Source organism: Pseudoalteromonas sp. JC3 (genome assembly GCF_030291895.1).
In the GTDB taxonomy this organism is placed as follows: Bacteria; Pseudomonadota; Gammaproteobacteria; order Enterobacterales; family Alteromonadaceae; genus Pseudoalteromonas.
The window spans coordinates 639,547-654,573 of the sequence record NZ_CP127855.1 but is presented as its reverse complement, the minus strand read 5'-3'; the positions used below and the strand labels follow the sequence as shown (position 1 = coordinate 654,573).

Below are 15,027 nucleotides of genomic sequence, written 5' to 3'. Positions count from 1 at the left end.
GTCGTTGCTACGAGTCGCTACTACGGTCGTAACGTAAAGTCGTTCTACGAGTCGCGACGTAAAGTCGCTGCTACGGGTTGCAGCGACATAACCTGCTATGCTTTATCTGACTTGTACTCGTAGTTGTAGTAGCCGTAGTAACCATAGGCATTAGTTGATTTACGAACAACACCGTTAAATACCACTCCTTTTACATCAATACCACTTTGCTCAAAACGGTTACGTGTAATTTCTAGCTCTTTTGCATGGTTTTGACCAAAACGGGTTACTAGTAATGTTGTGCCTGCATGTGCACTCACAATAGCAGGGTCTGTTACCGCTAAGATTGGCGGTGTATCAATAATAACTAAGTCGTACATTTTGCTCACTTCACCAATCAACTTGCTAAAGTTTTCATGCATTAGTAGCTCTGATGGGTTCGGCGGTATTTGGCCTCGGGTCATTACTTGCAAACCTTCAACTTGGCTTGGCTTAATCACCTGCGCTAAATTCAATCGGCCAGAGAGGTAATCACTTAAACCGTCATCCCATTTCATGCCAAACTGAGTTTGCAGGTATCCTTTACGCATATCAGCGTCAATAACAAGAATGCGTTTGCCGCTTTGTGCCAGCACAGTGGCAAGGTTTACGGTAATAAAGGATTTACCCACGCCAGGGCTTGGGCCTGAGATAGCAATAACATTGTTTTTTGCTTCTAGCATAGCAAAGTGCAAACTTGTACGGAGGCTACGTAGCGCCTCAACAGAAAGGTCTGCTGGGTTATCCATGGCAAGTATAGATTTTGCCTTTGCCACTTTGCCCTTACGCGCCTTTGCAAAACCTGTGAGTTTCACTTGGTACTCTGAGAATGGCACGCTGGCATATACAGGCAAACCTAATGCTTCTATTTCCGCTGGATCTTCAATACCTTTGTGCAGTGCTTTTTGCACCAGTACAATAGCAACGGCTAACATTCCGCCCAACATGGTTGCCATCACAACGATTAATGCTTTTTTAGGTTTGACTGGCTGGGTAGTATTTACCTCTGCGTAATCCACTATGCGAACGTTACCTACCGTACCCGCACGCACAATATCTAACTCTTGCGTTTTACCCAAAAGCAGCGTGTAGATTTCGTTATTTACTTCTACATCACGCTTTAAACGTAGCAGCTCGCGCTGAGTCTCTGGTAAGCCCTGAACCTCTCCTGCAAGGTCGTTTCGCTGGCGTTTTACAGTATCAATTTGCTCTACCACACCGCGATAAGAGGGGTGTTCACGTTTAAATTTACGGCCAAGTTCTAAACGCTTTAACTCCAACTCTTGCAGTTTAGTTTCTAGTTTTACAATTTGCTCTAAAACGCCTTGTGTTTCTAGGCTAATATCAATGGACTCTTGGCGAATTTGGTAGTCATTAAAGGCTTTTTCTGCATGTTCTAGGTTGCGTTTAACCTCTGGAAGCTGCACCTCTAAAAACTCAAGAGACTGCTGCGCCTCCGCGCTATTACGCTCTACGTTGCGACGCACATAAATACCAGCCACTTTATCGAGCACTTTTTCTGCATATTCAGGACTAGCACTCTGAAGTGCCAAGTTAATAATACCTGAGTCTTTCCCCTTCTCAGACGCGGATATTGCACTTTGCAGATCTAAAATCGTCTGAAGACGGTTACGTTTAACGATTGAAAACTCGGTCTCTGGACGTGCTATCAAAGTCTTAATAGTTAGCTCAAATTGGCCTTGCTTTACTTCTTCGCCCACTTTACCTGCAAGTACTTCGTCACCATCACTTGTTAACAATACAAATGACTCATCAGCCCTAGCTTGTAATATAAAAGAAGTACTTATGGCACTACTTGGCACTTTAAATCGGTGTATTTCAACTTGCTCACCGCCCCACGCATAAGAACTCGCGCCGAGGCTTGGCTCTGCTACTTCGCCTTCACTTTGTGCAACAAATTTACGGAAGCTGCGGCCACCAAATAGTGGAAATAGTTTTGGTTCGACAACGGTATCTAAATTTAATGTGTCGACCGCTTCACCAATAACGCTTCTAGATTTTAGTAGCTCAATTTCGGTTACTGCGGCAGAGGTACTTTCAAACATACCAGACATATCATCAAAACCGGGAACAGAACCGCCCTTTTCCTCTACCTGTACCATTGCAGTTGCTTGGTAGATTGGCGTGCTAAATATTGCGTAGGCTATGCCTAACAACATAAATAGTGCAGTAATGCCTGCGATAAAAAACTTAGCATCTAATAATGCGCCAACTAGCGCCATTAAATCGATTTCTTGCGTCTCTTCTTTTGATGACTTTTGGTTAGAGATAAGATTTGGCTGAGCATTCATATACTCACGGATCCTTATAAATACTGTTGCCAAGCGCCACAGGCGCTATCGATAAGCTCATAAACATGCTCAAACGCTTCACGTGATTGGCGATACGGATCTGGAATTTCTTTATCGCCAATCCATTTACCAAGTAAAAAGGTTTTGCCACGAGCTTGAGGGTAACGGCTGCAAAGGTCAGTTAAATGCCTTTGCTCCATTACGAGGATGAGACTATTTTGTGCGACCAAGGTACCAGTTAACTGGCGACCTTGGTGCTCACTCATGTCGATTCCTTGTTCTTTCGCCAACTCCTGCGCTAATGCATCAGCGGCTTTTCCTTCTAGGGCGGTTAATCCAGCTGACGAAACAGCTACACTTTTGCCACTTAGTTTGTTTTTTAGCAGATACTCTGCCGTAGGGCTACGGCAAATATTACCCGCACAGACCATTAAAACACTTTCAAACATGAGTACTCACAATTAACGGTTTTCTATATCTTTAATCGCATCCACTGTAGACAGTGAAGGCAATAATAAACTGATAACTTTGTTCCAACGAGCAAGTGGCGCGCTAGTCACATACACAATATCTTGTGGCTCAAGTTCAAACTGTTCAGCAAGTACTAAAGAGGCTACGTTTTTAGCATGTAGCTGATATACATCTGCAAGCACACCATCTTTTTGCAGGTCGCGCTTACGCAAGACAAAAACACCGTTTGCGTCTGCTGTACGCTCGTTAAAGCCACCAACATCCGTTAGCGCTTCAGCTAGGCTTAAACCATAGCGGTTTACGTCTACTTTGCCCGCTTTAATCACATCACCCAACACATACACGTTGCGTTTATCATTACGACTTACGTGTACAATATCACCGTGTCTAAGTAAGCGGTTTTGTGAAATATCACCTTCGGCATAAAAATCATCGAGTTGAATAACTTCTGTTTTGTCACCACGAGTAAAGGTTACCGTTTCCCAATCGGCGCTTTCTGTTAAACCGCCGGCTTGGTTGATAGCATCAATGAGTGTCACTGGAGTTTCTGTGATTGGATACACACCAGGTTTTGTAACTTCACCAGTTACATATGCTTTTTGGCTTTTAAAACCAACCACTTTTACGTCGATTTGCGGTTCTTCAATAACACGACTTAGTCTTTTTGCAAGGTCAGTTCTAAGCTCGGTTACTGTGCGACCAGCAGCAGGAACCTTTGGCGCATAAGCAAAGTTGATTGTACCATCGGCTTGAACACGGAAACCGTCAAACTCTGCTGTTCGTTGTACAGCTGCTGGAATGGTGAGTTCTGGATGATCCCACACACCAATGGTGATTACATCACCTACGCCAAGACGATATTCATAATTTGAAACATCAATACCCGCGAGCGACGAGTGATCAATTTGTTTCGCTCGTTTGATTTTATGTTCTTGCACCAATTGCGAGTCGATAATATGAATATTTACTTTTTCAAGATCTCGCTCAAGGTTTGCAGTTTGTTCACCAGAACCTATTCCTTCGAAATGGCCACCTGGAACGAGTGTACAGCCACTCATTGCAAGTAATACAGTTGAAGCAATGATAGTTTTACAGCGTAGCGCCATTGTATCTTCCCAAAAGTGTTTATAGTCTTTTCTTTTAATTACTTTTATTGCCTTTTACTTAATAACGAAAAGACAACAGAAATTTCGTGGGCTAATTAAAGCATGCACGATTGTTAATCGCAAGTGAGTACTAGGTTTTGCAGCTGTTCTCACTCTATATTCTATGTTTTTACCTTGAGGTATGAATAAAAGCCTTTATCAAGTTTGAGCTCGTTTTTTAGATTGCTGTATTTGTTATTTCTTAATTTGCAATTTAATCTTTGGTCCTTGGCCGCGGCGTAAAACTGCTACGTCTGAGTTTGAATCATTTTGTCGCGACATAAAGTCGCTGCTACGGTATTCAAGCACGCTTCCGCCCTTAGGTTGCAGCTCCTAAATGCTGGTTTTAGTTTATGTAAAAGATCACGAGGTGAACTCGCTCCTACCGCGTTGACCTGAGGCGTTTATGTTGTCGCGCCATAAAGTCGCTGCTACGGCATTCAAGCACGCTTCCGCCCTTAGGTTGCAGCTCCTAAATTCTGGTTTCAGTTTACGTAAAAGATCGCGAGGTGAACTCGCTCCTACCACGTTGACCACACTCTTTATATTTTTGCAGCGTAAAGCCGCGCCTGAACCATTCTGTCGCGACATAAAGTCGCTGCTACGGCATTCAAGCACGCTTCCGCCCTTAGGTTGCAGCTCCTAAATTCTGGTTTCAGTTTACGTAAAAGATCGCGAGGTGAACTCGCTCCTACCACGTTGACCACAGTCTTTATATTTTTGCAGCGTAAAGCCGCGCCTGAACCATTCTGTCGCGACATAAAGTCGCTGCTACGAACTGGTTTGAGCTTTTAAGTTACAGCTACAAAATTGCAAACGTTCCGCTATGCTAATGTAATCTTTCTAACAACGTGAAGAAGTTTACAGTCAGACCAGAGTACACCCTTTTTATAACAATTAAATAAGAATAAAGGATGAAGTTTTTATTGTACCTTTTTTATTGTACAGTTATCAACAACGATTTGTGCATAATGGTTAAGCAGTTTAATTAATAAAATGCTACGAAGTTCTCCATCAGGTTGTTGATATATGGCCTGAATGTCTTTGTAACAGCCGTCTGTTAACTGAACCAAGTCACCTTCTTGAAGGTCGAACTCATCCGCTATTTCATTTTTATTCATTAGTTGAGCGACGAGTTCATCTGGCACCATTTGCAGATCGGTACCATAACGAATAAAGTCAGAAACACCGCGAGTGTTTTTTACAGCAGAAAAGTGTGAAGAATGTGGATCTAGCTTAACAAATAAATACCGTGGAAACAGCGGTTGCTCCACCGCCTTTGAGCCAGAGGTTTTTCTTTTTACGAAAGTTGGGAAGCAAGACTCTATCCCTTGATTTTGAAGATTTGACTGTGCTCTGTGTTCTTGTTTTGGTTTACAGTAGAGCAAATACCAGCATTCCATGCGTTGCGTTCCCTAAAAAATAAGCCTAACGAATTAGGCTTACTATTATACGTATATTCTCAATTAGGTCTAGCCTAGTCACTGCCAAAAAGGTCTCTTGTGTAGACTTTTTCGGTAACGTCTTGTAACTCCTCAACCATGCGGTTAGAGATGATTACATCACAGCTATTTTTGAATACATTTAGGTCATTAAGTACCCTAGAATTAAAGAAGCTTTCTTCTTCAAGTACTGGCTCATAAACAACGACTTCAACACCTTTCGCTTTTATGCGCTTCATCACCCCTTGAATAGATGAGGCTCTAAAATTGTCGGATCCTGCCTTCATGATCAGGCGATAAATCCCTACAGTTTTGGGATTACGCTTTAGAATAGACTCAGCGATAAAGTCCTTTCTTGTTGTGTTTGCATCAACAATCGCTTGAATGATGTTGTTTGGTACGTCTTTGTAGTTCGCTAGCAGCTGCTTGGTGTCCTTAGGTAGGCAATATCCGCCATATCCGAAAGACGGGTTATTATAATGATCACCAATTCTTGGGTCTAAGCACACCCCTTCGATAATTTGCTTTGTGTTTAAACCATGAGACTCTGCGTAGCTATCTAACTCATTAAAATAAGCTACTCGCATTGCTAAATACGTATTAGAAAACAGCTTAATTGCCTCAGCTTCTGTCGAGTCAGTAAATAAGGTTTCAATATTTTCTTTCTCAGCACCTTGTTTTAGCAATTGTGCAAATACTTCCGCTTGCTCAGAGCGCTCACCTACTATCACCCGAGATGGATACAGATTGTCGTAAAGCGCCTTACCTTCTCTCAAAAACTCTGGAGAAAATATGATCTTATCAGAATTAAATTGGGCTCTGGCATTTTCGGTAAAGCCTACCGGGACGGTTGATTTGATCACAATAACTGCATCACGATTGTAATGCTGAACATCGGAGATAACTGATTCTACGGACTTTGTATTGAAGTAATTGCTTTCAGGGTCGTAGTCTGTTGGTGTTGCGACCACCACATATTCAGCATCTTTATAGGCAAGTTGCTTATCAGTGGTCGCCACGAGGTTAAGGCGCTTGCTCGATAAATACTCTGAAACTTCTTTGTCCACTATTGGTGATTGTTTTTTATTGATCAGATCAACTTTCGCCTCATCAATGTCTAATGCAACGACTTCGTTGTGCTGAGCCAACAATACAGAATTGGAGAGGCCTACATAACCAGTACCTACAACTACAATCTTCATTAATAATTCCTAAACTTAAACCCGTGTTTTTAACTCAACGTCTAACTGTTGCGCTACTTGATTGGCATCGTAATGTTTAACAGAGCTCCGTGTATTTGAGCTAAGCGCATCATACTCTTGAAGGCTCATTGTTAGTATCTGTACTATTTTATCCGCAATTGACTCTTTGTTCTTCACATCAAAAAGTAGTCCATTTTTACCGTCAATCACAACTTCATTGACCGGACTAATATTTGACGCCAAAACGGGCGTGCCACATGCCAGCGCTTCAACAGCAACCAAACCAAAGCTTTCTCTATGAGTTGGAAAAATAAACGCATTCATCTCACTATACTTGTCTACCAGTTCATGCGGTTTTAAGGCACCGAAATAGCGAACGAGTGATGCTAATTCAAGCTTAGCAATTTGCTCTTGCAAAGCGGGAACCTGTGCACCGGTACCATACATTTTTAAACTAAAACCACTAAGCAGCTCAGGGTTTGCAGCTTTAATGATGGCAAGTGCTTCAAGCAACTCTTGCCACCCTTTTCCTTCATCTATCCGTGATACATACCCAAGTGTGAATCCGACTTCAGATGGCATAACCGTCGGCTTAAACAGCTCAAAGTCAACACCGCCTGAGGGCGAAACGACAATTTTGCTTTCTTGATACCAAGGATATAATTCAAGCAACTTAGCTTTAAAGTATGAAGAGGGTACGACAACGGCAGCACTGCGCTTTAATATCAGCGATGATGCAAAGCCCATAATCTTGTGTATGGGAGTGTCCCCAACCAGATCATCACCGTGAATATTCACTACATACTTGGGTCGACTAAGTAGCAGAAAAGGCAACAGGCATAGCGTTGAATAAGTTAGATAGTGAAAGTAAATATAATCGTAGTTACGCTTGGCAATCGCCCTTATGCCCTGAGCAACAAACCTGGCGTAACAAAGCAACTTCTCAAAACCTGAAGCTCTATAGTCAATCACGACTTTATTTACTATTTGATTTCCCTGAGCCTCCAATTGCTCATAGTTTTTCCCGACAAAGCTACCAAACGAAGGGTCCTTTTTAGAAGGAAATAAGTTTGCGATAAAACAAATTCTACTCACTTTCATCCCTTTTAAAGAGTTCTAAGCGTTTTCTAGCAAGCTTGGGAAATAACGAGGCCAACCAAGCTCTAAGCAATTTAGTGGCAATAGCAGGAGTAAAAAACTTTATCACAGTAACAAAGCCGACTTTACGGCCTTCACTGTAATGCATCAAAAAGTCAAAACACTTCTTGTTTGACTTCGACATTAAATACCCATAGCGCTCATAAAACTGCTGAAATCCAACCATACGATTATTAAGACTATCGGTAATTCTGGGTTTATCATGTGCTGTATGAACTATATATGAAGGTGTGCTGATCCTTTTGCCTGCTCCATATTTCAGTATCATTCTCGTCCACAATTCCCAATCTTGTGATGACACTATCGACTCATCAAATAATCCTGCCTCTACCAGTCTCTCACGCTTAGTTAGCACTTGGTTTGACGCTTGATTAAAATTGAGTTGAGCGTCTATCCCAATGATTAAATTTGAATCCAAAAGAGAACGCTGAATTTTGCCATAATCCCAAATGTAGCCACTACAAACAAAAGCATAACGCTCGTCAAAAGCCTCAACCAACTCTGCAATTCTATTAGGTAAAAACTCATCATCATCGTCAAGCCCCGTTGCATACACCCCATGAGCGTGCTGAATCGCATAGTTTCTCGCTCGGCAAGCACCTTGATTAGTGTCAAAGCAGTGGATTTTAACTCGCGAGTCCTGCGCACTGAGTTGTTGCAAATATTCTACGGTTCCATCCGTCGAACCATTATCAACTATAAACAACTCTAAATTTTTGTATGTTTGATTTTGTACCGACTTTACCGCTCGCTTCAACAATGATAGTCGATTACAAGTTGGGATCCACACAGTAACTAGGGGTAAAGATGAATTCACGAGTTACTCCTTTTCTCATTATCAACCCATAATAATGAAACAAAACACCCAAATGATATCCCTAGCGTACCAGAAATCCAAACATGACCACTTAATTGTGCTAAAAATAGCAAAATAAATGTACCAACAACAACACTTGGACTGTAAACAGCATTACATTTAACAAACTGTGAGGCAGCCTTAACGAACGTTAATATATAAAAGGCAAAGCAAATTAGTAACCCAAAAAAGCCAAAATAGGCCAGTACGTCCACCGCATCAATTTCGGCAGCATACTTAATGGGAAGATACTCTGCAATACCAGCGGTTCCGACTCCAATGGCCTGCTGCCAGAACGCTAAATAGTCAACATAGACGACCAACAAATCTCGTGCATATTCGTCTCGGCCGGATAATACAATACCTAATATTCCTTTTTGACTGAGCACCCACATAAAGCGATCATACAAGCCTAGTGCTTCAAGTAAGTCGGTAATAACCAGTGCAATAATAACAACACCTATAGTCATAGGAACCAGCATATAGAGCTTAAGCTTTGTCATCTTAAAAAAGCGCTCTCTTTCATTGGCCAACGGAATAACAAAAACCAGTAATGCCGCTGCAAGCATCGCTGTTTTGGTTGCCACCAGTAAACCACAAAGCACAGTAAACAACGAAAGTACGGGATACCAGCGACGATAGTTGTTCCAACCAATATGCAGTACAAAAGAAAACAACACCACCATTGTTGCACCTAACTCATTTGCGGCATAAATATAACCATTGGAACCTGCTGTTTCGCCATCTCTGAGTTCATAACTGGAGCGGCCAAAACCAAGCGCTCCGAGTAATAGGTTAAAGCACAATATTGCAAAGTTGGTAAGTAGGATCTTTTCTAACCACTTGGCAGTGAATGACTTCCAACGTGTTGACAACAGGCCAAAGTACACAAAAATGGATATCGGCATAAGCATCTTGTATACATTTGAAAAGTCATTAATGAACGCGCCGCCATCTGCTTCATTGGCAAGCTGAAAAATAGGACCAATAAGGAGTATTGCCAGCAAAGAGAGTAAAGCAACAAAATACCTAGCGTCCAGCAGTAACACTAGCACTAAAATCAAGACTGTTAATGGCAGTTTATATAGTAGCGACAGCTTAAGGTTGAGACCAAGCTGGATCACCGTAAAGCCCGCAGCAATATCCGCAAGTAAGTAGACGCTCATCATCAGCAAGCACAACTTATGCGCTAGAGATGGGGCTTCATTACTGACAAAAAACTGCTTTAACATCAGAAATTACCGGGTTCTTTTTCGAGCTTAGCTCTATATGTGCTCACATATTCTGCTGTGGCTTTTATCACTTTAGCAGGGTTGCCCGCTGCTACCATGCCCTCTGGAATGTCTTTCGTTACAACACTGCCTGCGCCAATAACACAATTATTGCCAATGTTCACACCGGGTAAAACGATACTCCCCCAACCAATAAATACATTATCGCCTATTGTGATTGGCGACCGATACGAGCGCCTTGAGCCTTTTTTATAACTTTCAGGATGAATAACAAGCTCTTTAATAAAAAGCGTTGGAGAAGCATCATGACCGAGTAACGTTGCCCCTGTAATAGTACAATCTCGACCAATAAAAAAACGATCCCCCTTACTAGATGAAGATAGTTTGGTATCAATAATGATGGTGTTTTCACCAATTTCAGCACCCTGAGCACGGTACTTATCGATAATCAGCGTATAACCTAACTTATCAACTTTCTCCTGCAACAACGTGGATCTAATAAAGCGATTCGCAATTTTCAATATTAGGTATTGTAATTTAGTCTTCACTTGCTAACTCCCTAGCCAGTTTATTCCAACTAAATTTTTGCTCTGCTAACGTTCTATTTTGCTGTTGCAACAGAGCATAGTCACTATCTTCAAGCGCCATAAGGGTTTTCATCCCTTCGGCAAACGACTTAGCTGAGTGTGCGTCGAGTAGTATATTGTTAGTAGATGATAGGATCTCACTTGTGGCTGTTATCACCTTGTCACTTGCACAAGCTCCCACTATCGGTAAGCCGCAAGATAAGGCTTCTAGAATGGTTTGTCCAAGCGGCTCATAAGTTGATGACATAATAAAAAAGTCAGCAGCCTTATAATATTCCTCAGGGCAACTTTGGCGTCCTAAAAACTTAACTTTGGCGTCCACATTAAGGCGGTTACATAACGCGCGAAGCTCTTGTTCTTCAGTTCCCTCGCCCAATAACCACAACGTTGCATCACCGTCTAGCAACTTTAATGCTTCAATTGCCGTATCAAAGCCTTTGGCCTTTACAAACCGGCCAATACATAAAAACACTTTACCATTATCAGCAACACCTAATCGTTCTCTTAATTGGTGCTTTTCGCTTCGAGAAACCAGGCTAAAGCGTGATAAGCTAACGCCTGGTTTACACGTTCTGATGGCTTTATCCTTGTTAATTTTTCTGACTTGCTGCAACATATTTTCACTAAATACAAATAGCTTGTCAGAGCAAGAAAATGCCCAGCGCTGCATTAATTTATGCAAGGAAAAAGACAACGAACCTTTCACTTTTCCTAGAAAAGTAGTTTGCTGTCGTAAACTGGCCTTGGTCTCGTTTTCCACTACACCAGGCACCAAATATACAAGGTTTTGATACCCTAGTGCCTTTAGGTACACCACATTGAAGTGAAAACGACAAACCGCAAGCTCTGGGTCATGTTTTTTTAGTACGGTTTTATAAAGTGAAATAGCATTGCGAATATGCTTTATCCCTCGTCCAATCCCTTGATCACGGCCTGTTTTATATCGATAAATAGTTACGCCATCTTCAACTTCGACGTCCGGTAGTGACTTGTTGTCTGGGTTTAAGTCGCTGGTAACGATAATAACCTCATATCCTAACTGGATATATTCTTGAGAAAGATGGTAGAGCGAGTTTTCAATCCCACCTATGTTTGGCTTATATTGGTTACTTGTCAGCAGTACACACGGTTTTCTAGATGAGGTAATTGTCATAACCAACTACGCCTTCGATCTAAGCGCTAAAATAAATGCAACAATCAAAGACAATAAGCCACCGATAAAGGTAATTCCTAAACAGATCAGCGCACGTGATGGCCCCGATTTTTCTTCAGGATAGATAACAGGAGACAAAGGTTTTACCAAGTGATAGTCACCAATAGACGATAATAATTTTGAACGGGTTTGTTCTGCTATTAACTCGTAAAATACAGTACGTAACTCTGCAACGCTGGTTTCTGCGGCTTTTTGTTTTAAATACTCTATCGCCTCTTCAGCTTCGTGCTTGTCTTTTGTACGCCAAAATTCATTTATATCTTCAACAAGCCAGTTGGTTATATTCACTGATAACTCAGGTGCTAGGGTAGTGACTTTTAACTCTACCAGACCTTTTTTCTTCATATACAAAACATCTATGCTGCCTAACAGAGAAATATAACCTTCCCATGCTGATGGAATAACTTGTTTGCCAGGAGGGGCGCTTCTTACCCAAGTTTTTGTTTCAACATCGTAAAGCTCAGGGTTGTAGATATAGCCGTTATTATTTGAATCCCATTTCTCAAGTGCGAGAATTTCAGGTAATAAGGTACGCTTGTCAATAAATGGCTGCAAAAAGCCGCGACTTTTCATAAATTCAATCGCTGCATCAACATCATTTCCTTCTGAGCCACCAAGAGAAATTCCCGCCATACTAGCTAGACCACCGAACTGACCAGCCAGCTTAGATAGTCCTCCGCCTTCTTTGGCGTTAGATGGTACTAAGTAAACTTTAGCGGTATATTTATTGGGTTGTTCCATCGCTACAAATACGGAGAGTACAGCTGAAAGCAGTGTTCCAACAATAACGACCCATTTGTATTTCATTAACTTAGCAAATGTGAAGTTTATACTCTGTTCTGCGGCTACAACATTACTTTCCATGGAGTTTCTCAACCAGCTTTGACTAACTAAAAGGTGGGCATTATAGCAAACGAAATGTTTATTAAAATAGTATTTTTAGCGTTAAATTGTAGCCAAATGCAACCCATTAAAAGCGACAATCCACCTACAGCAAGGCCCACATATCGGTAACTAAAGCCTGTCGGAATACCTTACTTTTGGTCAACTTTGCTCTAGCAGTAACAGTTGCTTAAAAAGCGAGTGTATTTTATGGGTTATTATTTACAAAAAGAAACGAAAGAGGCTACATTATTCGTGTATCCTAACTACTAATTTAGCCAGCATTGATAGACGAATGTGACTAAACGCTGGCAATGCGTTAACATAGCTCGTTTGCATGACTTTTTATTAGATAAATTATGTTTATAGACACGCTCTGGTTTGCGCTTTGATATCGGCTACTTTTTGGTTCAATCTAATTTTAGGCACTGTTTGAAGTGATAATAAATAATATAAGCGTCTTTTTTGCTACATTCATTAGTCTGTTTTTGTTCAGAAAACTGGCAAAGGTGATCAATCTTGTCGATACACCGAATGAAAGAAAGGTACACTCTGGTACGGTGCCTTTGGTCGGTGGTTTGTCTATTTTTGTTGTAGTCTTTAGCTACTTATATGTTTTTCCTAACACTTTATCTCATTCATATATTTATTTATGTTGTGCTGGCTTCTTGTTGCTGATAGGTGTGTGGGACGACCTAAAAGACTTAAGTTTTAAACTCAGGCTGCTTATCCAAGCACTGATGTCTCTGATTATGATGATAAACGCCGATCTCATTTTGATTGATCTGGGTTCACTTTTCGGACCCTCCGATGTCAGCATTCCTTTTCTTGGTTATCTGCTTACCTTTATTGCCGTCATTGGTGCAATCAACGCATTTAATATGGTAGATGGGATAGATGGTTTGCTTGGAGGAATGGCAACCGTTACATTTGGCGCAATGTCGGTGCTCTTTCTAATGTCTGGCCACACTCAGCTGTTGTCTTTTTCATTTGTGATCGTTATTGCAACTATCCCCTATATTTTAATGAATGTTGGTGTCCCCTTTGGACAAAGGTTTAAAGTATTTATGGGTGATGCTGGCAGTACAGTCATAGGCTTTTCTATCGTATGGATGTTGATAGAAGGCTCGCAAGGCGAAACTCGTTCATTTAGTGCTGTAACAGGGCTTTGGATTGCCGCAATTCCTATTATGGATGCACTTTCTACTATTATAAGGCGAATAAAAAAGGGCCAGTCACCTTTTATGCCTGACAGAGAGCACTTGCACCACATTATCATGCGATTAGGTTTGTCTTCTAGACAGGCACTATTAACTATTTGTTTTATCGCTTTACTGTTTGCCACAGTTGGTGTTGTCGCTGAGTTTATAGGCGTTCCAAATTATGTGATGTTTTGGAGTTTCGTCGTGATCAATCTCGTCTATTTCTATATAATGAGCCGGATCTGGCGAGTAACTGTTAAGATACGCAAATATTTTGGAATCACTACAAAACTAAATAAAAAGCAGTAAATATGTCAAAGCAACCCGTAGTTATCCTAGCTTATGGCGAAGGAGGGCATAAAAAAGAAATGACCCTTCTGTTAGATCATATAGTAGGATCCGAACTCAATTTCGTTTCATTGGGGCCTACACCAATTCACCAGTCCATCACGCATTTTACGCTTGGTGATGTACGTCATAAGCAAAGCCGCATTAAATCCGTTGGAATGGCTATTTACGGTTCAATTAAGGCGCTAACTACGACTCTACAAGTCTGCCGCCAATACAAAGTAACCGGCATTATCTCTACCGGCCCTGGTATCGCTATACTTCCGTCCATTGTTTTACGGCTGTTCGGCAAGAAAGTGGTATTTGTTGAAACGTTTTGCCGCTTTTACACCCGTTCCTTCACCGGCAGGGTAATGTCCAAGTTATGCCATGAGTTTTGGGTGCAAAACAAACAGCAGTTAGCGCTATATAAAAATGCAAGGTACTGCGGAAGACTATGAAAATATTAGTAACGGTTGGTTCTTCTTCATTTGATACATTGGTTAAAGCTGTCGATGAGGCTGCGCAAACTTTCCCCCAACACCATTTCACTTTTCAGATAGGCAAAGGTGACTTTCAGCCACGTAATGGTGAGTATTTCGGGTTTTCGAACCACTTTTCAAACACATTAAAAGATGCCGATCTTATCATCACACATGCTGGGGCAGGAACCGTGTTCGAATTATTGGAAATAGGTAAGAAGTGCATTATTGTTCCTAACTTCGGAAGAGTTGATAAGCATCAATCAGATTTAGCAGACTATGTCGACAAGCATAATTATGCAATGGTTTGCACACAAATAGACTCGATTGCTCAGCTCATCAATGGTGCGAGTAATTACCAGCCTTCGGCTTATGTAAAAGAACCTTTTTTTCTGGCTGAAGACTTAGTGCGACTCTTTTCACAACCATAAAACTCATAAGCTATGGATTGTATATTCACAACCCCCTGAATTTGTTGGACAGGCTTCTTACGAGTAC

14 protein-coding genes are annotated in these 15,027 nt (G+C 41.4%); 3 read left to right on the top strand and 11 right to left on the bottom strand.

All coding sequences use genetic code 11. The features are described 5' to 3' along the window. Window positions 1-95: 95 nt before the first annotated feature. The 11 genes from QSH61_RS02795 to QSH61_RS02745 all read right to left on the bottom strand — a co-directional run bounded on the left by QSH61_RS02795 (window position 96) and on the right by QSH61_RS02745 (window position 12,500). Window positions 96-2,330, bottom strand: coding sequence for a polysaccharide biosynthesis tyrosine autokinase (locus tag QSH61_RS02795; protein ID WP_206471470.1), 2,235 nt, complete (start codon window positions 2,328-2,330; stop codon window positions 96-98). 14 nt (window positions 2,331-2,344) lie between these two features. Next, complete coding sequence (locus tag QSH61_RS02790; protein WP_206471471.1) at window positions 2,345-2,779, bottom strand: low molecular weight protein-tyrosine-phosphatase; 435 nt, start codon at window positions 2,777-2,779, stop codon at window positions 2,345-2,347. Window positions 2,780-2,791: 12 nt separating this feature from the next. Then, complete coding sequence (locus QSH61_RS02785) at window positions 2,792-3,907, bottom strand: polysaccharide export protein (protein ID WP_206471472.1); 1,116 nt, start codon at window positions 3,905-3,907, stop codon at window positions 2,792-2,794. A gap of 962 nt (window positions 3,908-4,869) precedes the next feature. Further along, window positions 4,870-5,349: a transcription/translation regulatory transformer protein RfaH gene (gene rfaH, locus QSH61_RS02780; protein WP_206471473.1), complete on the bottom strand. Its 480-nt coding sequence runs from the start codon at window positions 5,347-5,349 to the stop codon at window positions 4,870-4,872. A gap of 74 nt (window positions 5,350-5,423) precedes the next feature. Then, complete coding sequence (locus QSH61_RS02775; protein ID WP_206471474.1) at window positions 5,424-6,590, bottom strand: nucleotide sugar dehydrogenase; 1,167 nt, start codon at window positions 6,588-6,590, stop codon at window positions 5,424-5,426. 15 nt (window positions 6,591-6,605) lie between these two features. Further along, window positions 6,606-7,685, bottom strand: a complete 1,080-nt coding sequence (locus QSH61_RS02770; protein ID WP_206471475.1) for a glycosyltransferase family 4 protein — start codon at window positions 7,683-7,685, stop codon at window positions 6,606-6,608. Continuing rightward, window positions 7,678-8,565 carry a glycosyltransferase family 2 protein gene (locus QSH61_RS02765; protein WP_206471476.1) on the bottom strand — a complete coding sequence of 296 codons (888 nt, stop codon included), beginning with the start codon at window positions 8,563-8,565 and terminating at the stop codon, window positions 7,678-7,680. Before QSH61_RS02765 ends, QSH61_RS02770 begins: the two co-directional genes overlap by 8 nt. Then, window positions 8,562-9,836 carry an O-antigen ligase family protein gene (locus QSH61_RS02760; protein ID WP_206471477.1) on the bottom strand — a complete coding sequence of 425 codons (1,275 nt, stop codon included), beginning with the start codon at window positions 9,834-9,836 and terminating at the stop codon, window positions 8,562-8,564. The genes QSH61_RS02765 and QSH61_RS02760 overlap by 4 nt, the downstream gene beginning before the upstream one ends. Continuing rightward, window positions 9,836-10,384, bottom strand: coding sequence for a DapH/DapD/GlmU-related protein (locus tag QSH61_RS02755; RefSeq protein ID WP_206471478.1), 549 nt, complete (start codon window positions 10,382-10,384; stop codon window positions 9,836-9,838). Before QSH61_RS02755 ends, QSH61_RS02760 begins: the two co-directional genes overlap by 1 nt. Continuing rightward, window positions 10,374-11,576, bottom strand: coding sequence for a glycosyltransferase family 4 protein (locus QSH61_RS02750; RefSeq protein ID WP_206471479.1), 1,203 nt, complete (start codon window positions 11,574-11,576; stop codon window positions 10,374-10,376). The genes QSH61_RS02755 and QSH61_RS02750 overlap by 11 nt, the downstream gene beginning before the upstream one ends. 6 nt (window positions 11,577-11,582) lie before the next feature. Further along, window positions 11,583-12,500, bottom strand: a complete 918-nt coding sequence (locus QSH61_RS02745) for a Wzz/FepE/Etk N-terminal domain-containing protein (RefSeq protein WP_206471480.1) — start codon at window positions 12,498-12,500, stop codon at window positions 11,583-11,585. 455 nt (window positions 12,501-12,955) lie between these two features. On the opposite strand from QSH61_RS02745, the gene wecA reads away from it, so the two are divergent. The 3 genes from wecA to pssE are packed head-to-tail and all read left to right on the top strand — an operon-like array spanning window position 12,956 to window position 14,960. Continuing rightward, window positions 12,956-14,029 (top strand): UDP-N-acetylglucosamine--undecaprenyl-phosphate N-acetylglucosaminephosphotransferase, encoded by a 1,074-nt coding sequence (gene wecA, locus QSH61_RS02740; RefSeq protein ID WP_320076057.1) that lies wholly within the window; start codon window positions 12,956-12,958, stop codon window positions 14,027-14,029. Between the two features lie 2 nt (window positions 14,030-14,031). Further along, window positions 14,032-14,508 (top strand): PssD/Cps14F family polysaccharide biosynthesis glycosyltransferase, encoded by a 477-nt coding sequence (gene pssD, locus QSH61_RS02735; protein ID WP_206471481.1) that lies wholly within the window; start codon window positions 14,032-14,034, stop codon window positions 14,506-14,508. Further along, window positions 14,505-14,960: a PssE/Cps14G family polysaccharide biosynthesis glycosyltransferase gene (gene pssE / locus QSH61_RS02730; RefSeq protein WP_206471482.1), complete on the top strand. Its 456-nt coding sequence runs from the start codon at window positions 14,505-14,507 to the stop codon at window positions 14,958-14,960. Before pssD ends, pssE begins: the two co-directional genes overlap by 4 nt. Window positions 14,961-15,027: the final 67 nt, after the last annotated feature.

Excerpts from the sequence above, each read along its gene's own strand:
- pssD (WP_206471481.1), top strand. The coding sequence starts at position 14,032 with ATGTCAAAGCAACCCGTAGTTATCCTAGCTTATGGCGAAGGAGGGCAT.
- pssE (WP_206471482.1), top strand. The coding sequence starts at position 14,505 with ATGAAAATATTAGTAACGGTTGGTTCTTCTTCATTTGATACATTGGTT.
- QSH61_RS02785 (WP_206471472.1), bottom strand. The coding sequence starts at position 3,907 with ATGGCGCTACGCTGTAAAACTATCATTGCTTCAACTGTATTACTTGCA.
- QSH61_RS02745 (WP_206471480.1), bottom strand. The coding sequence starts at position 12,500 with ATGGAAAGTAATGTTGTAGCCGCAGAACAGAGTATAAACTTCACATTT.
- QSH61_RS02750 (WP_206471479.1), bottom strand. The coding sequence starts at position 11,576 with ATGACAATTACCTCATCTAGAAAACCGTGTGTACTGCTGACAAGTAAC.
- rfaH (WP_206471473.1), bottom strand. The coding sequence starts at position 5,349 with ATGGAATGCTGGTATTTGCTCTACTGTAAACCAAAACAAGAACACAGA.
- QSH61_RS02760 (WP_206471477.1), bottom strand. The coding sequence starts at position 9,836 with ATGTTAAAGCAGTTTTTTGTCAGTAATGAAGCCCCATCTCTAGCGCAT.
- QSH61_RS02790 (WP_206471471.1), bottom strand. The coding sequence starts at position 2,779 with ATGTTTGAAAGTGTTTTAATGGTCTGTGCGGGTAATATTTGCCGTAGC.
- QSH61_RS02775 (WP_206471474.1), bottom strand. The coding sequence starts at position 6,590 with ATGAAGATTGTAGTTGTAGGTACTGGTTATGTAGGCCTCTCCAATTCT.
- QSH61_RS02795 (WP_206471470.1), bottom strand. The coding sequence starts at position 2,330 with ATGAATGCTCAGCCAAATCTTATCTCTAACCAAAAGTCATCAAAAGAA.